Here is a 21,580-nt window from a genome sequence, read left to right on the forward strand (position 1 = left end):
AATCGTCTCGAAATCTTCAAAGGGACTCTCAAAGGAGACATACACAATGGTTTATGAAACCATCGCGTTCGCGCTGTTCGCCGCGGTGACGTTGGCGTTCAGTGTGGGGGTCGTCTTGGCGCGCGACGTGTTCCACGCCGCGCTGCTTTTAGGCGGTGCCCTGACGAGCGTCGCGGTTCACTACGTGATGTTGCAGGCGGAGTTTCTGGCCGCCATGCAGATCCTCGTCTACGTGGGCGGGGTGCTGATCTTAGTCACGTTCGCCGTGATGCTCACGCGATCGGAACGGACGGACAGGGAGGTGAGTGGTTTATGAGCGACGACGGAGCGAGCCGGCTCGTGCCGGCCATCGCGGTCGGATCGCTGTTCGGCCTGATGGCGCTCACGGCGTTGACCGCGGAGTTCGGGGAGGCGGCGGGCTTCCCCGAGGGCGAGTCGGTCGTGCACAACATCGGCTACGCGCTGTTCAACCTCGGCGAACACGGCGTCGCGACGATTCCCTCGGAGGGCTTTCTCGCGGCGTTTCTGATCGTCGCGGTCGCGCTCGACGTCGCCGTCGACGGGGCCATCTACCTCGCGAAACGCGAGGAGGACGGCACCATCATCTCGGCGGTCGGCGGGGCGCTCACGGACGGAGGTGATCGGTGATGATGCCACCCGAGTGGTACCTCGTGTTGGCTTCCGGCGTGTTCTGTATCGGTCTGTTCGGCGTGCTCACGCGGCGTGACGCGCTGTACTTCCTGATGAGCGTCGAGCTCATGATGAACGCAGCGAACATCAACCTCGTCGCGTTCGCGCTGTACTACGGCGACCTGACGGGGCAGGTGTTCGCGCTGTTCGTCATCGCGCTCGCCGCTGCTGAGGTCGCGATCGGGATCGGTATCATCCTCGTGTTGTACCGTAACTTCGGTGAAACGGACGTGACTGTTCCAAGGGAGATGAGGTGGTAAGATGACGGTACTCGATATCACGGAGGTGGGACGATGGTAGACGCGTTCGCGTACGTGCCGGCCATCGTACTGCTGCCGTTCTTCTCGTTCCTGGTGGCGCTCGGCGTCGGCAGGTATCTACCGAAGGGCGGCGCGTTCGGAGGTATCGCCGCGACCGCGGGCTCGTTCCTGCTGTCGCTGTGGGTGCTCGCGACGGTCGCGGGCGGCCGCACGTACAACGAAACGATCTACACGTGGGCGGGTGGCGACCAGTTCGAACTGACGTTCGGCCTGCTGATCGACCCGCTGTCGGCGCTGATGCTCGTCATCGTGACGCTGATCGCGCTGCTCGTGCACGTCTTCTCGCTCGGCTACATGAACGACGAGGGCGAGACGGGCCTCCCGCGCTACTACGCCGGGCTCGGCCTCTTTACCGCCTCGATGCTCGGGTTCGTCGTCGCCGACAACCTGCTGATGGCGTTCATGTTCTTCGAGCTGGTCGGGCTCTGCTCGTACCTGCTCATCGGCTTCCACTTCCGGGAGCCGGGCCCGCCGTCGGCGGCGAAGAAGGCGTTTCTGGTCACCCGGTTCGGCGACTACTTCTTCCTCGTCGGCCTCGTCGCCGTGTTCGCGACGTTCGGCACGGCGCAGTTCGCCGGCTCCGGATCGTTCCCCGCGCTCGCCGAGCAGGCGCTGAACGGTAACTTCGACGCGTGGACGCCGTTCGGCCTCGACGTCGGCACCTGGTTCACGGTCGTCGGACTCCTCGTGTTGGGCGGTGCGGTCGGGAAGTCCGCGCAGTTCCCGCTCCACACCTGGCTCCCCGACGCGATGGAGGGCCCGACGCCGGTCTCCGCGCTCATTCACGCCGCGACGATGGTCGCGGCCGGCGTCTACCTCGTCGCCCGGATGTACGGCTTCTACGCGCTGACCCCGACGACGCTCGCGATCATCGCGTTCGTCGGCGGGTTCACGGCGCTGTTCGCCGCGACGATGGGCGTCGTCAAAGAGGAGCTCAAACAGGTGCTCGCCTACTCAACCATCTCGCAGTACGGCTACATGATGCTCGCGCTCGGTGCGGGCTCGTACGTGGCCGCGACGTTCCACCTGATGACGCACGCCTTCTTCAAGGCGCTACTGTTCCTCGGTGCGGGTGCGGTCATCATCGCGATGCACCACAACGAGAACATGTGGGACATGGGCGGACTGAAATCGAAGATGCCCGTCACGTACTACACGTTCCTCGCGGGGTCGCTCGCGCTCGCGGGTATCTTCCCGTTCTCCGGGTTCTGGTCGAAAGACGAGATCCTCTATGAGGCGTTCATCCACGGGTTGAGCGAACCGCTCCTGCTCGGCGGCTGGATCATGGGACTGCTCGCGGTGCCCGTCACCGCCTTCTACACGTTCCGGATGGTCTTTTTGACCTTCCACGGCGAGCCGCGCTCGGAGACGGCGCGTGACCCGCACGCGGTACGCTGGAACGTGAAGGGGCCGCTGACCGTGCTCGGATCGCTTGCGGTCGTCGCCGGCTTCATCAACATGGTGCCGGTTCAGAAGCTGCTCGGAATCGAGGGGATCGACTTCCTCACCCGGTGGCTCGACAACGACTTCGGCGGCATCGACGGCGTCAGCTACTCCGCGTACAACGGCCTGCTCGAAACGTACAGCGGATACGCGGCCGGCGAGATCGCCGGCAGCGCGGAGACGACGCTGATCGTCGCCGCCGCGCTCTCGCTCGGGCTCGCCGTCGCCGGCGTGCTCGTCGCCTGGAAGCTGTACAACGTCGCGGAGCCGACCGAGCACACGGCGAAGCTCGGCGGCCTCAAGGACGTGCTGTACAACAACTACTACCAGGACGAGCTGCAGGTGTGGCTCGCCTACCGAACTGCGGACGCCGCGGGCGGTGCGGACACCTTCGATCAGGGGATCGTTGACGGCGTCGTCAACGGGATCTCCTCGGTGAGTCTCGCGGTCGGGGACCGGGTCCGCCGGATCCAGACCGGCGTCGTGTCACAGTACGCCGCCATGCTCACCATCGGACTGGTCGTACTCATCGTTCTCCTCGGCGTCACCGGGGGGTGGTTCCTATGATACTCGAAACACTTATCGGATTCACGTTCGCGGCCGCGCTGGCGGTCATGCTCGCACCGGACGAGTGGGCGGGCCGACTCGCGTTCGCGCTCAGTCTGGTTCCCTTCGTCGGGAGCCTCTACCTGTGGTCGCTGTTCGAGACCGGCGGCAACGCCCTGACCGGCGGTGCCATCGCCTTCGAGACGCGCGTCGAATGGCTCGAGGTCGGCGGTCGATCGATATCGTGGTTCGTCGGGCTGGACGGGATCAGTCTCCCGCTCGTCGTGCTCACGACGTTCCTCGTTCCGCTGGCGATCGTCAGCGCGTGGACTCCGATCGACGCCCGACAGAGCCAGTTCTACGGGCTCATGCTGTTCATGGAGGCGAACCTGCTCGGCGTCTTCACGGCGCTCGACTTCTTCCTCTGGTTCGTCTTCTGGGAGGCCGTGCTCGTCCCGATGTACTTCCTCATCGGCGTCTGGGGCGGCCCGCGCCGGAAGTACGCCGCGATCAAGTTCTTCGTGTACACGAACGCGGCGTCGCTCGTGATGTTCATCGGGTTCATGGGACTCGTGTTCTCGTTGGGTGACTCCGTGAGCTCCTTCGGGCTCCCGGAGATCACGCAGGCGATCGCGGCCGGCGAACTCGGGACCTGGTTCGGCATTCCGCCGGAGACGATCGCGATGGGCGCGTTCCTCGCGATGTTCTTCGGCTTCGCGGTGAAGGTGCCGATCGTTCCCGTCCACACGTGGCTGCCGGACGCCCACGTCGAGGCCCCGACGCCGGTCTCGGTGATGCTGGCCGGCGTTCTCCTGAAGATGGGGACGTACGCCCTGCTCCGGTTCAACTTCACGATGCTGCCAGAACAGGCGTCGATGCTGGCGATACCGATCGCCACCATCGCCGTGATCAGCGTGATCTACGGTGCGATGTTGGCGCTCGCACAGAAGGACCTCAAGCGCATCGTCGCGTACTCCTCCGTCTCCTCGATGGGTTACGTCATCCTCGGGCTCGTCGTGTTCACCGAGTACGGCGTGGGCGGCGCGACGTTCCAGATGGTCGCACACGGGCTCATCTCGGGACTGATGTTCATGTCGGTCGGCGTCGTGTACAACGCGACCCACACGCGGATGGTGGACGATATGGCCGGCATGGCCGACCGGATGCCCGTCGCCGTCGGCATCCTCGTCGCCGGCGCGTTCGCGTACATGGGCCTGCCGCTGATGGCCGGCTTCGCCGGGGAGTTCTTCATCTTCGTCGGCGCGTTCGGCGCGGAGACGCTCCCGTACGCGCCCGTCTTCACGGCGCTGGCGATGTTCGGTATCGTCATCGTCGCCGGCTACCTGCTCGCGGCGATGCAGAAAACGCTGTTCGGGCCGTTCCGGCTCGAAACCGACTACGACGTCGGGCGCGCACCCGTCCACGACGTCGCGCCGCTCGCGGTGCTGCTGGCGGCGATAATCGTGCTCGGCGTCGCGCCCGACCTGTTCTTCGAGATGATCCGTGATGCCGCGATGCCGGTCGTCGAGGGGGTGACGGTCGATGGTTGAGCAGCTTCCCGAGTGGGCCGCGCTCGCGCCGGCGTTGACGCTGGCGTTCACCGGACTCGCACTGCTGTTAGTCGACACGGTCCGACCGGATGAACGGTCGAACACGTCGATGGCGGTCGTGGGCACGCTCGGCGCGCTGACGTCGCTCGCGTTCACCGTCTGGTTCGTCGTCGCCGGCACCGGCCACGTCGACACCGGCGGCGCGATCTACCTGTTCGCGGACGCGATCAAGGTGGACACGATGGCGTTGTTCTTCACCGCGATCTTCGCGTCGGTGACCTCGCTCGTCGTCGTCGCCGCACACGACTACTTCCACGACCACGAGAGCCCGGCGGAGTTCTACTCGCTGGTGATGTTCGCCGCGACCGGCATGTCGCTGCTCGCGGTCGCGAACTCGCTCGCGGTCGTGTTCGTCGCCTTGGAGATGGCGTCGCTGCCGTCGTACGCGCTCGTCGCGTTCCTCAAGAAAAACCGCGGCAGCGTGGAGGCGAGCCTGAAGTACTTCCTCGTCGGGGCGGTCTCCTCGGCGATCTTCGTGTTCGGGATCTCGCTCGTGTACGCCGCGACCGGCTCGCTGATCCTCGGCGACGTCGCCGAGGAGATGGCGGCGCTCGACGGGCTCGCCGGGGTCGCCGGACTCGGCGTCGTGATGATGATCGGGGGCGTCGCGTTCAAGACCGCCTCCGTCCCCTTCCACTTCTGGGCACCGGAGGCGTACGAGGGCGCGCCCGCGCCCGTGAGCGCGTTCCTCTCGTCGGCGTCGAAGGCCGCCGGGTTCGTGGTCGCGTTCCGCGTGTTCACCGAGGCGTTCCCGATCGGGGCGTCGCTGACGGCGGGCATCGACTGGGTGCTCGCGTTCGGGATCCTCGCGGTCGTGACGATGACGCTCGGCAACTTCGCGGCCGCGGTCCAGGAGAACGTCAAGCGGATGTTGGCGTACTCCTCCGTTGGCCACGCCGGCTACGCGCTGATCGGGCTCGCCGCCCTCACCGCCGGCGGTGACGGGAACGCCGCGGTGATGGGTGCCGCGATGGCGCACCTGCTCGTGTACGGCTTCATGAACACGGGCGCGTTCCTGTTCGTCGCCCTCGCGGAGCGGTGGGGCGTCGGTCGCACGTTCGAGGACTACGCGGGGTTAGCGCAGCGCGCGCCCGTCGCCTCGACGGCGATGGCCGTGTTCATGTTCTCGCTGGCGGGGCTGCCGCCCTTCGCCGGCTTCTTCTCGAAGTACTTCCTGTTCATGGGAGCGATCGACAACGGCTTCATCTGGCTGGCGGCGATCGGCGCGATCAACAGCGTGATCTCGCTGTACTACTACAGCCGAGTCGTGAAGGCGCTGTTCATCGACGACCCCGCCTCGGAGAGCGCGCTCGATACGATCGACGTGCGTCCGACCGGTCTGTACGCCGCCGTGATCTTCGCGGCGGTCGCGACGGTGTTGCTGCTGCCCGGCTTCGGTCCCGTCATCGAGACGGCCGAAGCGGCCGCGTCCGCGCTGTTCTGATCGCGGCCCGACACTCGTCGTCGGTTCGCGGATCGCTCCGCCGTCTCCGTTCCACCGATTTCCGGCCACGGTTGTGAGGGGGCTCCATACCTCATCGCGCCACCTATTCGGTGTGCGATCTGGGCTAGTACTAACTGCTGAATATAGAGGATACATTGGCCACGCCGACCACGTTTTATTCACGGTTTGTTTTTTGAATACGATATGTGGACCGTTGGTGCATGTAGCTACTACATGCATTCGATCCGGCTTCGTAGTGTTTCGATACTTACTCTCTCACTCACGATGATCGTGCTCGGAGCGCTCGGATTGACCGGTGTCGTGACTCCAGGGCCGATACTCGTCGCAGTCCTTCTCGGCATCGCCCTCATATTGTCGTACGACGCTATATGAACAACCAACTCTAACCGACGCGAGATACCCTAGTCCGTCCCCCACGAATCCGACTCATCCAACTCTGTTTTCAATGGATCAGTAGGCTCGAACTCGGCACGAGCCTGGTCATAAGCATCCTCTGCCATCTTAATCGGTGTTCGATACTCGATGTATTTCGGTTTGATATGCTCTGGAACCTGCGTAGGCATCCCAGTCGGATAGCGCAGCCGGAAATCCCGATTCGTATTGATATTGCTATTCGACCCCGAGTACACCATCTCCGCATCATCAGCCACCACCAGCAGAGTACTTGCCCGTGAACGAATCACGTCGACCTTTTGCTCGGGTGGATCGGCAACCTGTGTTTGCCTCGTCAGTTCGTCTACGAAATCGTCTCGGTTGAATTCACGAGGCTGTTCCTTGTCCGCAGCATGCTGTTTGAGCATCAGCCCCATAAACGTCTCACGGAGCGCAATGAAGTCGTGACTGTTGAGCGTACAATTGATTTCCGTGTTCTCTCCTTTCCCGTAATCGAACCCCGATTCAAGCACGGTCCGTAGCTGCCGATGAGCGACCGTACCGTACTCCTTCCGCAACTCAACCTGCCGGTCCCCGTTCCCCTCGTAGTCGTCATCAACCACCCACAACGAGTAGTTATCCGGAGAGACACTACCCTTCATGTACTTAAAATTGATATCCGGTAGATCCTCTTTGGGAGCCGCGGTGACGAACTGGACATGGCCGGGGTCAAGACCCTCAATCGGGATTTGCTCTAGAAGTTCCTCTTCGTGACCAGTGTACAGGTCGCTGACCTCATTGATGTTCCTCGCCCATTCAACGTAGTTCTCACCGCCTGCCTCACACACCACGAAGCAGAGATGGACCTCTCGATAGTCCTGCGCTGTTAACAGCACGTCGGCGGGAGTCTCTCGTATCTCGCACAATGGGTTCGTAAGCGCAACCTCATACCCAGTCTCCATGCCCTCGTCGTTGTACGGATGGAACCCATCAGCGATCGCTTCGGACACCTCATGCTGAGGCTCGTGCTTGTTCCGGAGTAATGCCTTTACAGCAGTCTCAGAAGCGTCGTACGACAGCTCTCCGTGCTTCTCTTCGTACTTCTCCCGGAAGTCAGACTCATCCCGATCAGAAAGCCTGGGAAGGTAGTTATCCGAGTCTACATCTTCCGGCGAAATCATGTTAGACTTCTACTGCTCGACAGGCAGGATCGAAGTGATCCTGAACGAAGTTGTAGATACGGAAGTGCTGGTCAATTCCTGAACCCTGGTGTGGGTATACTCGAATCGTCTTTCTACGCCCACGGAGTTTGGTACTACCGTAGCTGTTCGTATCGACCAGTTGCGCGTCGAATCCAGGAGTGTTTGGCTTTGCTTTGTAGCCTGCAACACTGAACTCCATTTCCTCCTCGCTGATGTGGGGGACGAAGCTTTCGAGCGGGTCGGTGCTCATTGCTTCATCCATCTCTACAGCCCATGGTCTGCTGCCCGAAATTGTACGACTTTCGAACTGCTCACTCCGTGCATCGGTATCGTACCCACCGCTGTTAATCGCGTTCTTCACGCGGCTTTTTCGGGCCCGTTCACTTCGATATAGCTCCCACGTCTCTGTAATCGAGCCACCTTGGTGCTTGAAGACACCTTCCTGTTTGATTCCAAACTTGAAATGATTCGGGCGTTCGAACACGAGATTTGTCGGGAGAACTCCGTATTTGGTGCGCATCTCCTTGTACGCCTGACGACCATCCTCACCCCAATACGAAACGGTACGGTCGATTTCGTCGCGTTTCTCTGCTGGGATTTCTGTATACTCGGAACGATGGCCGGTAAAGAACGGGATAATCAGATCGTCGTATTTGCGTGAGATCTCTGCGCGTAGCAACTCCATTTGTTCCATGGAGAGCCAGAACCGACCCAGGTTCGGGTCGGATTTAAGAAAGTTTTCGATGGTTCCCGGCATCTCGTCCGTGATGTTGGCGGTGGTGAGGAACACGGGGAAGTCCTCATCGAGATATACATAGTATGGAATTGAAGACGACCCGGTGTGGGCTGCCAAAAGATAGAGGTCGTCGGTGGACCAGATGGTCTCGAAGCCATTGTCGAGAGCTTGGACGAAGTTATCTTTGGTGAGGTAGTCGCTCACGGACCCAATCAGGTTGATGTTACCATCGACATCCTCTAAATGAACGTCGTTGGTGATGTACTGGAAGAAATCGGACTCTGAGGAGAACGAGAGGTTTTTCGCTTCAAGGAAGTCTAGTTCACTCATGATGGGAGTCCGATGGATAATGCTCTCGGCTGTGTGGGTGTAATAACTAAATCAACGGCCCAACATAAGTGTTCACTATATCACCTACTTTTCAATCATCAGCGGGTCCGTCGTCCTCGGTGTCTGGCATCCAGTCTTCCCCGAAAAGGGACTGACGACGATGCTCCAAGGAACTAATGGAGTCGTAGAGGTCTTTCTGATCTGGTTCAGGAATATCCTCACCGGATCTGACAGCAGTGATGATTGCCTTGTATCGGAGCACGTCAGAGTAGAACTCGACAACATCTGTGAGGTCCTTCCGACGAAGCAGCCCCAGCTGACCGATGTTCGACTCGTATATCGTGGTCGGGATCGACCCTGCAGGTGGAACGTCAGAAGGGGAGAGTGGCTTGTCTGAGGGTGGTGATTTCCGGGAATTCATCGAGTTCTTGCAGTTCTCGAGGCCCTTCATCGATTGTACCTCGGCCTTGAGCGCCTTCTTTAGTTTGTGACCGCTCCAGACTTGGCGAACGCCATATGCTAAGATGCCACCTCCGAGTAGTGTGGCTGCTATTGATACCCAGACTGGAACGGTCGTTGGCACACACCAGTTGTTCTCCGTGGTTCACATATCTCTTTCCAAGACGATTTGGTTGGATCCGAGTAATCCAGGTATTGTGGAGAGAACCACCGAGCGTTACCAGGGTGGGAGAAACAGGAATTCTTTGTATGGAAACCTTAGTTCGGGATGATTTGATGGCTCGCCTATGACCGATATGCGCTGTACGTCTTGCACGGGACTTCCTGGCAGAATCCATAAAAGTCTGTTTCGCTGTCTTCCGCAAGCAGCGTGGCGCTACGCGCCATGGGCAGTCGACGCGGCAGAGCCGCCGGCGACACCGCAGCGAGCGACGAAGCCGCGAGCAGCGAGGCGATCGTCTTCCGGAACCCAAGTTGTCGCGGCTGGGGCTTTGCAGGTGTTCATCGCAGAGTCGTCGATCAGTTATCGACACCCGCCAGAAACACCCCAGTTCCACGTATAAACAACCACGCCACCGATCTGGTACATCCACTCCCGCTATCGATCACTGCTGTGTCGATGCCACCCTCGTCACGGTCTTTTTAAGTGATCCACGCCCGACGGGACCCGTGGATAATGAAGGGTCACGACGCGATCGTCCGGCTGCTCGACGCCGCTGGCGTCGACACCGTGTTCACGCTCATGTCGGAGGACACGATGGCCATGATGGCGGAGCTCGAGACGGAGTGGAGCGACGACGTACGGATGGTGAAGGCGCGACACGAGCAGGGCGCGGTGGCGATGGCCGACGGGTACGCGCGGGCCACCGATCGCGTCGGCGTCTGTCTCGTCGGACGAGGCCCGGCGGTGTCACAGACCGGCAACGCGTTGGTCACCGCGCGAAAGAAGGGGTCGGATCTGCTGCTCGTCGTCCCCGAGCCGCCGCTGTCGGCGTCGTACGACGTGAAGGCGTTCGAGCAGGAGGCGTACCTCCGCTCGACGGTGGGGACGGTGACGTCGGCTCGAAGCCCGGAGACGCTCGTCGAGACGGTCTCGGACGCGTACAGACGGGTGGCTGCGGGCGACGGGCCGATCGCGGTGCAGGTCCCGTGGGACGTGATGGACGGCGATCTGGACGGATTCGACGGGGGTCTCGACGCGAAGGGCGGAATCGAAGGTGGAGTGAACGGACGTGACACGCCGACGGTCGACGACGCGCGCGTCCACCCGGACGAGGAGCTCGTCCGCCGAGCGATCGACATGTACGTCGACAGCGACGCGTTTCGGCCGCCGGTCGTGCTGGCCGGCTACGGCGCGGTCGAGGCGGGCGCGCGGGAGGCGATCGAGACGTTCGCGGAGCGCATCAACGCGGTGCTTGCCACCTCGCTGCAGGCGCGCGACTACTTCGTGGACCACCCGTACCACGTCGGGTTCACGGGCAGCTGGGGGTCGCCGCTCGCGAACGAGTACGCCAACGAGGCCCACGTCGTCTTCGCCGTGGGCGCGAGCCTGAACCCCTACACGGTCGACGAGGGACACGTGTTCGGCGAGGAGACGCGGGTGGTCCACGTCGACCGGGACCCGACGGCGATCGGCCGGTACACCGACGTCGCCCTCGGGATCGCGGGGGACGCCCGCGTGACCGTCGAGGCGCTTCTCGCTGAGGTTGAGCGGCGGGGGATCGACCGCGGCGAGGCGCTGTGGACCGAGGACCGTCGGACGCGCATCGCCGAGGCGTCGCCGATGAACGACCGGGAGTTCCCGACGGTGCCGGGCACCGTCGACCCACGAGCGCTCGTCACCGAACTGAACCGGATCCTCCCCGACGAGCGGAAGCTCGTCCTCGACGGGGGGCACTTCACGCGGTGGTGTATGGACGGGATCCGCACGCCGCCGGAGGACCTCACGTTCACGCTCGATTTCGCCGGCATCGGGCTCGGACTTCCGATGGGCGTCGGAACCGCGGTGGCCGCGAGCGAGAAGACCTGCGTCACGGTGTGTGGCGACGCGGGCTTTATGATGTCGCTCCAGGAGCTGGAGACGGCCGTCCGAGCCGACGTCCCGATGACGCTGATCGTTATGAACGACGGCTCGCTCGGCTCCGAGTATCACAGCCTCGACGTACAGGGCGAGCCACCGGGCGTCGCACTCATCTCGTCGCCGGAGATCGCCGACGTCGCCGAGTCGCTCGGGGCCGAGGGGTTCACCGTTCGTAGTATCGACGACCTGACGGCGCTCGCGGACGAACTCGGCGCGGAGCCCGACGGCCCCATCGTCGTCGACTGTAAGGTGAATCACGAAGTCCGTCACCGTAGCAAAACGTGACGAATCGGCGATCGCGACCGCGCCTCCGAGGTACGGCGTGTCGGGACGGGAGGGACGCATAGCGACCGGGGGTTCAAGCCCGTCGACACGAACGGGTCGACATGGAACGGACGCCAGGTGGCACCCCGGTCGGCGTCGACGACCCCTACGAGGTCGCCGGCGTCTGCGATCACCTCACCGACGACGGTCGCTGTCGGTACGCGCTCGCTTACGCCGGCAACGATCCCGCGTTCGCCGCCGCGCGTCGGGACGACGACTACGCGTGCCACGTCGGTGCCGAGAACCGGTGGCACGGCTGCCCCCACTACCGGTCGACGACGGACGGCGACGAGTGCGTCCGGTGCGGGCTGCGTGAACTGCGGATCGCCCACGACGACTCGCGGCCGCTGCTGGAGGAGCATCACCTCCAGTACGGAGCCGTCGACGGCGACGACGTAACCACCGCGCCAGCGGACGGCGACGACGCAACCACCGCGCCGGCCGACGGCGACGACGCCGGCCCCCACGAGATCACCGTCTCGCTGTGTCGCTGGTGTCACGCGAAGGTGCACCGATCGATCGCGCGGATCGACGACGACGCGAGTCCCGACCCGGCGGCGATCGCGGAGCGGGAACGTCGTCGATCCCGCGCGCGCTCCGAGACCGCGTTCGGGACCGCTCGAGAGCGGTACGACGAACGGGACGGCGAGCGGATGGGGGACGACGGCCCGGGCGGTCGGTGAACCCGTCCGACGGCGACGATATCGCCGCGATCGGTCCCGGCGGGGCACGTGGGACGGTCGGCGTCGACGGCTCCGACGTCTACAGATCGATCGGGCCGCTCTTGAGGAACTCACGGAGGAGCACGGTCGCGTACGACCCGCTCGGGAGCGCGAACGCGAACGTCGGGTCACCGTCCTCGAACCGGACGTCGAGGTCGGTGCGGAGGAGGATCGCACGGCGAGTGCCCGAGGAGTCGAACTCGCCGGGGAGTTCGAAGTCGGCGGGGTCGATGCCGGCCGCGGCGAGCACCTCTCGTTCGATCTCGCCGGGCTCGCCGTCCGCCAACTCCGTGTCGGTGCCGACCAGCGGTGCGGTGACGAACGCCCGTCCGCGGGCGCAGTGTCGTTCCATCACGCTCACGCGGTCGGCGTCGACGCGCTGGATCCGGTCGGCGTCCGGCGCGTACAGCTCCGCGGGGGCGTCCCCGTCGGCGAAACAGGCGACGTCGCCCGCGACGGGCCGGTCGAAGGGGAGTCCGCGGCGGAGACGCTCGCTCACGATCCGGTTGAACAGCGCGGATTGTGCGGCGTTGACGAACAGTCGCTGGAGGTTCGACGGCACCGCCTCCAGCGCGTGTCGCCAGTCCTCGTCGTCGGCAGGCGCGGCCGGATCGACGTCGCGTTCGTCGAGCCGATGGACCATCGAGCGCTCGAACCGGAGCTTTCGGGGGAGCGCGTCGAGACACGCGGCCCAGTCGCCCTCGCCGGGTCCGTCTCCGTCGCTTGCGCCATCGCCGGACCCATCGCCGGACCCGTCGTCGATCCCGAACGCCTCGTCGACGCGGGCCCGCGCCGCGCGAGTGTCGTCGGGCTCGTTCTCGTCGGGGTTGCCGGCGTACAGCCGGACCGCGTCGCGCCAGTCCCCTCGTACGACCGCCAACCCGACCTCGTGGGTGACCGGTCGCTTGCTGCCGAAGCGCTGCTGGCCGAAGTAGTTCGGGACGCCGATCGGATCGCCGTCGGCCGCGACGACGTCGTCGCCTCCGTCACCGACATCCGGGTCCCCGCCCGCGAACGCGCGGAGGTCGGCGGCGACGGAGCGGACGCGCTCGTCGGCGTCCGCGACCGTCTCCGTGACCCGGACCTCGAAGGCGTTGCCCGCGAGGTCGCCGAACGACAGCCACCGCCCGGCGCGTCCGACGGGCTCGATATCGACCCCGCGGATCTCGGGGAGGTCCTCGGGGTCGACGTCACGGAGGGTGAACAGCTGGGTCGTGACCGCGCGTTTGTCCTTCGTTCCCGCCCAGGAGACGCGCTCGCGGCTCATACCCAGTGCGTCGGAGATCCGACGTGCGAAATCGTTCGTGTCCCAGTCTCGAAGGGTGACTCGGACGACGAGTTCGGGGTAGCTGCCGTGATCCGAGTCGAGCGGTTCGGCGTCGAACGCCTCCAGCTCCCGAACCCGGAAGTCGTCGGGGGACTCGCGGAGTCGACCGCCGATCCCGTCGACGTCGCTGACGTAGTAGTCGATTCCGACGGCGCGCTCGATGGGGTGAGCCGCGCGGAGACCGGACGGAACCGCGGAGTCGGGCGAGTCGTCGGTGTGATCTGGCGAGTCGTCGGTGTGATCTGGCGAGTCGTCGATCATCTAGTACAGCGGGAGGTCCCCGGTGACGCGGTCGACGCTGTCGTCGCGGGCAGGACCGACCGCGAGCGTGGTGACGGTTCCGGGCTCCAGTTCCGTGTGGCCCGCGTCGCGAATGATCGCGTACGGGAGCCCCTCCGTCTCCGCTTTGTCAGCCAGCTCGAACAGCTGGCTCTCGGAGTCGCCGCCGAGTACGACCTTCTTTTGGCCCTCGCCCTGCCACTTCTTGCGGGCGCGTCGGCTCGCGTCCTGATACGCCGACAGCGACGCGTGTGCGACCTGTGCGGCGAGTTTTCCCTCGCCCATACCGAGGTCTCGGCGGGCGACGATCACCTGTTTCATGTCCGTGTACACCGCCGCCGCCGGTATAGCTCTGTTCTCTCACCCCCCGATGACGACGCCACACGGCGCTACGTGGAGAACTCGACGCCGGTGATCTCGAACCGCGCACCGCCCGCCGATCCCTCGATCACACGGACGTTCCAGTCGTGTGCCTCGACGATCCGTTTGATGATGCTGAGCCCGAAGCCGGTCCCCTCGCGACTCGACGAGTATCCGGCTTCGAACACGCGGTCGCGGTCGTCGTCCGGAATCCCTGGTCCGTCGTCCTCGACGTAGAAGCCATCAGGTAGCTCCCCGATCGTCACGGAGACGCCGTTTCCGCCGTGTTCGACCGCGTTCCGGAACAGGTTCTCGAAGATCTGTTTCAGTCGGCTCTCATCGGCCAGTACCGTTCGATCGCACTCGACGGAGACGGTCCCGTCTCCCGTTTCGACGTTCTCCCAACACGCGTCGACCGTCGTCGAGAGATCGACCGGTTCACGGTCGGTTACGGCCGCCCCTTCGCGGGCTAGCGTGAGCAGGTCCTCGATCAGCGACTCCATCCGTTCGTGGGCGCGGTCGATCGGAGCGAGATGGTCGGAGTCACACTCCTCACCAACCAGCGTCAACCGACCCCGGGCGACGTTCAGGGGGTTCCGAAGGTCGTGTGAAAGGACGCTGGCGAACTCGTCTAATCGATCGTTCCGCCGTTCGAGCCGCTGGACCTGCGTTTCGTCCGTGATATCGAGAAACATCGCGTGTACCCCGACCAGTTCGCCGTCCCGGCTCCGTCGCGGGGACGCGCGCAGGATGGTGAGTACCTCCTCCCCGTCGCGAGCCACCAGGGTCCGTTGTTCGCGCACGAACTCCTCCGAGAGGGCTCGTTGGTAGCCGTTCCCCTCGAGCAGCAGGTCGGCTGACTCCGCCGTGTAGTAGTCGGCGAGTGGGGTGCCCTCGATCTCGCCGTTCGCGTAGCCGAGTCGCTCGGCGAACGCCCGGTTGCAGTCCTCGATGATCGGTTCTCCCTCCACGGTCCGAGTGAACACGAACATCACCGGTGCCTCCTCGAACAGCGTGCTGTACTGGTCGGCGTACTGTCGCTGGAGTTCGATCCGGTGGTACGCGTGACCGATCGTCTCGCCGAGGTCCGCGAGCAACCGTCGCTCGCCCTCGTCGAAGGCGTACGTACGATCGGCGTACACGTTCAAAACGCCGTACAGCACGTCGTCGTACACGAGCGGAACGGCCGCACTGGACTGATACCCCCGCTGCAGGGCGGCGTCGCGCCACGGCTCGTACCGGGGATCCTCCGGGATGTTCTGCATCACCGCCAGCTCGCGGCTTCGGACCGCCCGCCCGGTGGGGCCGAGAGCGGTCGGGTCCTCGTCGGTAGTGATCTCGATCGCCGCGAGATACGCCTCGTCGATGCCGGCGGACCGTCGTGGCTCGACGGTTCGTGATCCGGCGTCGTGCTCGCCGATCCAGGCGAACCGGTACGGCTCGGCATCGGAGAGGATCGCACACACTCGCTCGTCGATCTCGGACCGGGTCGTCGAGCGAGCGAGCGCCTCGTTGACCGTCCGGACGACCGTGTTGATCCGGCGTTGACTCGCCGCCTGGCGAGTCGCTCGCACTCGTTCCACGGCGTTTCGGATCCGGTTCGCCAACAGCGCGTACTGGTCGGGCCCACGGTCCTTCTGGAGGTAATCCGTGACGCCGGCCGAGATCGCCTCGCTCGCGACCGTCTCGGACCCCTTTCCGGTGTAGAGGACGAACGGGAGGTCCGGATGCACCTCGCGAACGGTCTCGAGGAACTCGAGACCGTCCCGCTCAGGCATGTCGTAGTCGGCGACGACGCAGTCGATATTGCCGGCGGCCAGGACTGTCATTCCCTCGTCAGCGCTTTTCGCGGTTCGAACGTCGAACCGATCGCTTTCGCGTTCGAGACGGGTGGCAACCAAGTCGCCGAACTCCGGCACGTCGTCCACGTGAAGGACCCGGATCGTGTCTGCGGTGGCGGTCATGGACTCGCTTGATCCCTCATCCGGGGAGCGAACACTTAAGCGATGAGCTTCGTCGCGTCCACACGGAGAAGACATATATCCGCGGCAACGAAACGCCGGAGTCGTGCCCTCCCCGCTTTCCCTCCTCTCCGAGACGGTCAGCGCCGTCCTCGATCGGTCGCGTGCCGGCTTCAGTGGAACCGCCGTTTCGCCGGGCGTGGCTCTCGTCGTCGTCTGCGCGGTCACGGTTGGGACGGTGCTCGGCATCGTCGGCCTCGGGCTGGCCTTCGACGCGACGATCGACGAAACGGTCACCGTCGACAACCCGGACCGGCCGCCCGAGTGGGTGTGTGAGTCGTCGGTCCACGACGACGACTCGCCGCTCACGGCGGGCTGTGACGCTCCCCAGCGGATCGCGGTCGACGCCGGTACGGAGCTCCGTGAGGCGGCCATGGGACACCTTCACTACGGTCTGTTCGGGGTCCCAGTCTGGTGGCTGCTGTTCGGCGTCGTTCTCCACGTCGGGGCGCGTGTTTCGGGCGGCGGAGGCTCGTTCGGTGACTCGCTCGTCGTGGCGGCGTGGGCGATCGTCCCCGAACTGCTCCGACTCGCCGCCGGCGTCGCCGCTATCTGGTACGCGCTCGCGACCGCCGAGATCGCGGGCGGGACCACCGAGTCGATCGCGACCGACGTCATCGCGGCGATATCCACCGTGAGTACGCCACTCGCCGTCGTCTCCGCGATCACCATCACGGTCCAATGGGTGATCGTCGTCGGCGGACTGGAAGCGACCCACGACCTCGATCGCGGCGTCGCGGCCGCCGTCGCCGGCGTGTTCGCGTGCCTCGCGTTCCTGCTGGCGCTCGCCTGACGTCGCGTCCCGCTGGCGCTCATCTGACGTCGCGTTCCGTTTCCCGACTTGGGCCTGCCGGGCCGGGACGGTTTCGGGAGCCTTTAGGTAGCGCCCGCCCCGTTTCCCGCCATGATACTGTCGGACGCCGACATCCTCGCCCGACTCGCCGAGGGCGACCTCGCGATCGAGCCGCTGAACGACATCGACCAGCAGGTCCAGCCCGCAAGCGTCGACCTGCGGCTCGGTGAGCGCTTTCTAGAGTTCCAGCGGACGAACATCCCCTGTATCCACCCGACGGAGGCCGAGGAGGTCGGCGAGTACGTCACGGAGACGAGGGTGCCGGAAGGCGAGGAGTTCATCCTCCATCCCGGCGACTTCGTGCTCGGAACGACCACGGAGCGCGTCGAGATCCCGGACGACCTCGTCGCTCACGTCGAGGGACGGTCGTCGCTCGGCCGCCTCGCGATCGTGGTGCACGCCTCGCTGCCGTACGACGAGCAGGTGTTTCTCTGGACGCCCGACGAGGGGCTCGGGTTCTACGAGATCGGGGAGGTGGTCGAAAACGAACGATCCGCACGTGCGGTCGCGTTCGATCCGAAGAGCCTTCGTGTGAGCACGCACGCCGTCACCGATCACATCACGAATCCCACGAAGCGGATCTACCGAGTGACGCTGGAGTCCGGTCGAGAGGTGCTCGTGACGAAGGACCACAACCTCTTCACGATCGACCGTTCCGGCGGCGTCACACGGATCCCCAGCGACGACGCCGAAGGGACACACGTGATGGTACCCGGAACGCTCCCGTCGTCTCCCACCGAGGAATCGACGATCGATCTCGTCTCGCTGTTCGAGGGAGACGACGACGTGGTTGCGTACGCCGCCGACGGTTTCGGTGCCGTACGGTGGTCGGATGACGTACCGAGGGCTTCACGCCGACATTACGCCTCGCGAAACGCCGCCCCGCTGTCGTGTGTGTCGAGTGCCAGCGCTCCCGCGGATACCGACGTCGCGTTCAAACAGAGCGAGTATCGACTCCCACGTGAGATGGAACTGACGCCGGAGTTCGGGTGGGTTCTCGGGTTCTATATCGCCGAGGGATCCGCACGACGGAAACATATCGGGTTCGGGAACACGAACGACGAGTTCCTCGACCGCGTCCAGAACTGGTTCGAGAACTACGACGCGAGCGTCTACAGGAGAGAGGGCAAACACGGTGTCGAACGCCTCACCGTCTGTTCCGCGCTCTGGTCGAAACTGTTCCGCGCTCTTGCCGGTTCCGGATCGGACAAGAACGTCCCGGAACGGGCGTGGAACTGGTCGACGTCCGTACTCGAAGCGGTCCATGAGGGGTTACTGGACGGTGACGGCTGCCGCCGAGAAACGAGAGATACACTGTACACGGCGAACGAGGATCTCGCCGATCGGGCGATGTATCTCGCTTCACGGCTCGGCTTGGAAAACTCGGAATATCACCGAGAACGCGAGACGTACATTCCTATGGGCGACAGTCACAACACGAGCACCGAATATGCGATCGATACCGCGGTGGATTCGCACAAACGGTGGCAGTACGTGCCCGTCCCGAGCCAGTTACTACGGGAGATACGTCACGAAGCCGGGTTAACGATGCAGGAAGCCGCTGCCGAGATGGATTACTCTTCACAGTCCAGCGTCTCGAACGTCGAAAACGAGGAGTACGACACCATCAAACGTGAGACGCTTCGTCGATTCCGTGACGCGTACGCCGAAGCCGGCGCGAACACGGACCGCATCGACGAGATACTCGATGGAGACGTCAGGTTCGAGGAAGTCGTTCGAGTCGAGGAAACCGATCGAGTCGAGCCGACGTACGATCTCGAAGTACAGCCGAACGGGAACGCGGTCGAGAACTTCCTCGGAGGGCGCGGCGGCGTGTTCCTCTCGAACACCGCCGGTCTGTGCGACCCCGGGTACCACGGACAGATCACGCTCGAACTGTCGAACCTCGGGACCGCTCCCGTCGCGCTCTCGCCGGGGATGCGCGTCTCACAGCTCACCTTCACCGAGCTGAAATCGCCGGCCGACCGACCGTACGGCACCGAGCGCGGCTCGAAGTACCAGGACCAAGACGGCCCGCAGGCGTCCCGGATCGGCGACGATCCGGAGTTCTCGGGAGCGGATCCGGGCGTCGAAACCGACGTGGAGGCCGATCCGTCGGGTGACCGCGAATGAAGTTCATCGAGGAGGTCGTCGTCGACGAGTTCCTCCCGACGGTCCGGTCGATGCTCGCCGAGGACCTCCGCGATCGCGGGTTCACACAGCGCGAGGTCGCGGAGGCGCTCGGCATCTCGCAGTCGGCCGTCTCGAAGTACGCCCACGGCGACGTCGCCAGGCACGACCGGATCGTCGCCGACGAGCGTGTCCAAGAGCTCGTCGAACGCGTGGGGGCGGGGCTCGCGTCCGGAGACCTGAGTCCGGTCGCCGCGCTCGTCGAGATCGAGGTGCTCATCAGACGGTTGGAGGAGGGCGACCTCCTCGCGGAGCTCCACGAGGCGGCGATGCCGGCGCTGGCCGACGCCGACGTCGAGTTCACGGTTCACGATCCCGAGAGCGGACTCCGCGAGCGTGAGACCGTCCTCGCGTCGGTCCGGCGCGGTCTTCGGATGCTGACGAACGCCTCCGGATTCGCCCGCCTCATCCCGAACGTCGGCGCGAACGTCGCGGAGTGCGTCACGGATGCAGAGACGATAGACGACGTCGCCGCGGTTCCGGGCCGACTCGTCGACGTCAAGGGTCGGGCGATGGTGCCCGGCGAGCCGGAGTTCGGCGTGAGCGAGCACGTCGCCACCCTCCTGCTCGCGGCCCGCGAGGCGGGCGCGACCGCCCGCGGCGCGGTTAACCTCCGGTACGATCCCGAACTGGTCGCGGCGCTCGGTGAGTCGTCCCCGACCATTGAGTTCGACGCGGAACGGCCCACGCGCGAGGCCGTCTCGGCGGCGCTCGCGAGAGCCGACCTCGACGACGCCGACGCGCTGATCCTCTATCAGACCGGCGCGGTCGGCGTCGAGCCGATCGTGTACGTGCTCGGGCCCGACGCACCCGCCGCCGCGCGGATCGTCCGCGAAATCTGCTGATCTCAGGAGGAACAGCCCATCGGCTACTGGTCTCAGGAGGGACAGCCCATCGATTCGGCGAGCTCCGTCGCCAACGCGCGCTCCGAGTCGTCGTCCGCGAGATCGACGCTCACCTCGCGGGTCACGCCGTCACACTCCCAGGCGTACGTCGTTCCGAGGAACGTCTCGACCACCACACCGTCGAAGGGAGCGACGCCGTCGTCAACGATCTCCGAGGTGCCGGCTTCGTGCATCGGCGGCCGCTCCGTGACGCGAACCCACACGTCCTCGACGGGGTCGTCGTCGGTCCGGTAGTAGAACTCGACGGTGAGATCGCCGCGGAACTCGTTGGCGTTGACGCCGCCGAACGCGAACCGGTCCGGCACGTCCGGCTCGGGCACGGCGAAGGGGAGGGCCTCGTCGGCGTCCGCGACGCTCTCGACGTCGATCGACTCGATCGGCTCGTACACGTCCGTCCCCTCGGGGGGATCGAACGTGAACCGCTCGTCGGGGATCGGCTCGTCGAACCGGACGTTGGTGTACGTCGTCGTCAGCGTTCGGACCCGAACGTCGTCGCTCGAAGCCGTCGAACCGTCCGACGCGTTCCGCCCGGACGACTCGGTTGGGTCGGTTGACTCCGCGCCAGGCGCGTCCCGCAGTTCGATCCGCTCACGGACCGGGTAGCCCGTCTCCGCGTCGATCCACCACGTCGTCGTTCCCGAGTGGAGCGTCCCGGGTTCGCCTTCGGCGGTCTCTGCGACGGCCACCTCGAACTCCTCGTCGCCGACGAGCAGCGTGATCGCCCCCGCCTCGCTCGGATCGGACGGGCGTAGCTCGACGACGTGTGTCTCGCGCCCGTCAACCGGCTCCGATCGAAGGTACTCGGCGTCGAACTCGTCGACGCGGTCGGCCCCCCACGACCGCGGGACGGACCAGTCGTTGTCGTCGACGTACAACAGCTGCTCGTCGTCCGAGAAGTAGTGTTGCCGGACGCTTCCGTTGATGACGATCACGTCGCCCGCGTCGGTGGTCGGGCCCGTGTCGACGATCACCTCCTCGCGGGACCGGTTCGGCGGGTCCAGCCACACCTCCGAGATCGTCTCGATCGTCGGTGAGGCCGTCCCGTCCGTCTCGGTGGCGTCGGCGGAGGCGGACGCGTCAGCGGAGGCGGACGCGTCAGCGGAGGCGGACGCCCCGGTCGTCGTCCGAAGCTCGAACTCGCGGGTTGCTCGCATCGTCTCGACGGTCGCGCCGTCGGCGTCGACGACGTTGGAGACGAGCGCGTCCGGGTCGGGGTCCGGCTCCGAGCTGAACTGGTCGACGACCGCGACACCGCCGACGGTCGCGAACGCGACCACGGCGAGTACGACGGTCAGTCGGCGAGGCTGAACGGAGTCGAACGCCATTACCCGATCTTGTTGGGACGT

18 protein-coding genes and 1 pseudogene are annotated in these 21,580 nt (G+C 64.8%); 12 read left to right on the plus strand and 7 right to left on the minus strand.

Going from position 1 to position 21,580, the window contains the following annotated elements; all coding sequences use genetic code 11:
• Positions 1-46 precede the first annotated feature (46 nt).
• Genes ACNSN7_RS10670 through ACNSN7_RS10695 form a run of 6 tightly spaced genes read left to right on the plus strand, consistent with a single transcriptional unit; the run spans position 47 to position 6,053 of the window.
• A complete protein-coding gene (locus ACNSN7_RS10670; protein WP_418282268.1) occupies positions 47-316 on the plus strand; it encodes an NADH-quinone oxidoreductase subunit J in 270 nt (89 codons plus the stop codon).
• Entirely contained in the window at positions 313-648 is a 336-nt protein-coding gene (locus tag ACNSN7_RS10675; RefSeq protein WP_418282269.1) for a hypothetical protein, read from the plus strand. Before ACNSN7_RS10670 ends, ACNSN7_RS10675 begins: the two co-directional genes overlap by 4 nt.
• The gene (gene nuoK / locus ACNSN7_RS10680; protein WP_418282270.1) at positions 648-950 is read left to right on the plus strand and encodes an NADH-quinone oxidoreductase subunit NuoK; all 303 of its coding nucleotides are present in this window, start codon (positions 648-650) and stop codon (positions 948-950) included. The genes ACNSN7_RS10675 and nuoK overlap by 1 nt, the downstream gene beginning before the upstream one ends.
• A 33-nt stretch (positions 951-983) precedes the next feature.
• On the plus strand, positions 984-3,020 hold the full coding sequence (gene nuoL / locus ACNSN7_RS10685) for an NADH-quinone oxidoreductase subunit L (protein ID WP_418282271.1): 2,037 nt from the start codon (positions 984-986) through the stop codon (positions 3,018-3,020).
• The gene (locus tag ACNSN7_RS10690; RefSeq protein ID WP_418282272.1) at positions 3,017-4,549 is read left to right on the plus strand and encodes a complex I subunit 4 family protein; all 1,533 of its coding nucleotides are present in this window, start codon (positions 3,017-3,019) and stop codon (positions 4,547-4,549) included. Before nuoL ends, ACNSN7_RS10690 begins: the two co-directional genes overlap by 4 nt.
• Positions 4,542-6,053 (plus strand): NADH-quinone oxidoreductase subunit N, encoded by a 1,512-nt coding sequence (locus ACNSN7_RS10695; RefSeq protein ID WP_418282273.1) that lies wholly within the window; start codon positions 4,542-4,544, stop codon positions 6,051-6,053. Before ACNSN7_RS10690 ends, ACNSN7_RS10695 begins: the two co-directional genes overlap by 8 nt.
• A 422-nt stretch (positions 6,054-6,475) precedes the next feature.
• On the opposite strand, the gene ACNSN7_RS10700 is transcribed toward ACNSN7_RS10695, so the two are convergent.
• From ACNSN7_RS10700 to ACNSN7_RS10710, 3 genes are all read right to left on the minus strand, one after another.
• Entirely contained in the window at positions 6,476-7,627 is a 1,152-nt protein-coding gene (locus tag ACNSN7_RS10700) for a hypothetical protein (protein ID WP_418282274.1), read from the minus strand.
• A 1-nt stretch (position 7,628) separates the two neighbouring features.
• Complete coding sequence (locus tag ACNSN7_RS10705; RefSeq protein ID WP_418282275.1) at positions 7,629-8,714, minus strand: hypothetical protein; 1,086 nt, start codon at positions 8,712-8,714, stop codon at positions 7,629-7,631.
• Positions 8,715-8,805: 91 nt separating this feature from the next.
• Complete coding sequence (locus ACNSN7_RS10710) at positions 8,806-9,297, minus strand: hypothetical protein (protein WP_418282276.1); 492 nt, start codon at positions 9,295-9,297, stop codon at positions 8,806-8,808.
• 552 nt (positions 9,298-9,849) lie between these two features.
• On the opposite strand from ACNSN7_RS10710, the gene ACNSN7_RS10715 reads away from it, so the two are divergent.
• Positions 9,850-11,538: a thiamine pyrophosphate-binding protein gene (locus ACNSN7_RS10715; RefSeq protein WP_418282277.1), complete on the plus strand. Its 1,689-nt coding sequence runs from the start codon at positions 9,850-9,852 to the stop codon at positions 11,536-11,538.
• Positions 11,539-11,639: 101 nt separating this feature from the next.
• A complete protein-coding gene (locus ACNSN7_RS10720) occupies positions 11,640-12,260 on the plus strand; it encodes a DUF7097 family protein (RefSeq protein WP_418282278.1) in 621 nt (206 codons plus the stop codon).
• Between the two features lie 79 nt (positions 12,261-12,339).
• Here the strand turns inward: ACNSN7_RS10720 and truD are convergent, their stop codons facing one another.
• The 3 genes from truD to ACNSN7_RS10735 form a co-directional block, all read right to left on the minus strand.
• Complete coding sequence (gene truD, locus ACNSN7_RS10725; protein WP_418282279.1) at positions 12,340-13,887, minus strand: tRNA pseudouridine(13) synthase TruD; 1,548 nt, start codon at positions 13,885-13,887, stop codon at positions 12,340-12,342.
• Positions 13,888-14,226 carry a peptidyl-tRNA hydrolase Pth2 gene (gene pth2, locus ACNSN7_RS10730; protein ID WP_418282280.1) on the minus strand — a complete coding sequence of 113 codons (339 nt, stop codon included), beginning with the start codon at positions 14,224-14,226 and terminating at the stop codon, positions 13,888-13,890. It abuts the gene before it with no gap.
• A gap of 68 nt (positions 14,227-14,294) precedes the next feature.
• On the minus strand, positions 14,295-16,229 hold the full coding sequence (locus ACNSN7_RS10735; RefSeq protein WP_418282281.1) for a hybrid sensor histidine kinase/response regulator: 1,935 nt from the start codon (positions 16,227-16,229) through the stop codon (positions 14,295-14,297).
• A gap of 103 nt (positions 16,230-16,332) precedes the next feature.
• Between ACNSN7_RS10735 and ACNSN7_RS10740 the strand changes: the two genes are divergently transcribed.
• From ACNSN7_RS10740 to ACNSN7_RS10755, 4 genes and pseudogenes are all read left to right on the plus strand, one after another.
• Positions 16,333-17,079, plus strand: a complete 747-nt coding sequence (locus ACNSN7_RS10740) for a YIP1 family protein (RefSeq protein ID WP_418282282.1) — start codon at positions 16,333-16,335, stop codon at positions 17,077-17,079.
• Positions 17,080-17,190: 111 nt separating this feature from the next.
• Positions 17,191-17,545 (plus strand): annotated as a pseudogene (gene dcd, locus ACNSN7_RS10745) (dCTP deaminase); the annotation flags it as partial.
• 17 nt (positions 17,546-17,562) lie between these two features.
• Positions 17,563-19,272 (plus strand): dCTP deaminase domain-containing protein, encoded by a 1,710-nt coding sequence (locus tag ACNSN7_RS10750; RefSeq protein WP_418282293.1) that lies wholly within the window; start codon positions 17,563-17,565, stop codon positions 19,270-19,272.
• Complete coding sequence (locus ACNSN7_RS10755) at positions 19,269-20,174, plus strand: thiamine-phosphate synthase family protein (protein WP_418282284.1); 906 nt, start codon at positions 19,269-19,271, stop codon at positions 20,172-20,174. Before ACNSN7_RS10750 ends, ACNSN7_RS10755 begins: the two co-directional genes overlap by 4 nt.
• Positions 20,175-20,206: 32 nt before the next feature.
• Here ACNSN7_RS10755 and ACNSN7_RS10760 read toward each other — a convergent pair whose 3' ends face one another.
• Positions 20,207-21,559, minus strand: coding sequence for a LolA family protein (locus tag ACNSN7_RS10760; RefSeq protein ID WP_418282285.1), 1,353 nt, complete (start codon positions 21,557-21,559; stop codon positions 20,207-20,209).
• Positions 21,560-21,580 lie beyond the last annotated feature (21 nt).

Source organism: Halorubrum rarum (assembly GCF_048380895.1).
GTDB lineage: Archaea > Halobacteriota > Halobacteria > Halobacteriales > Haloferacaceae > Halorubrum.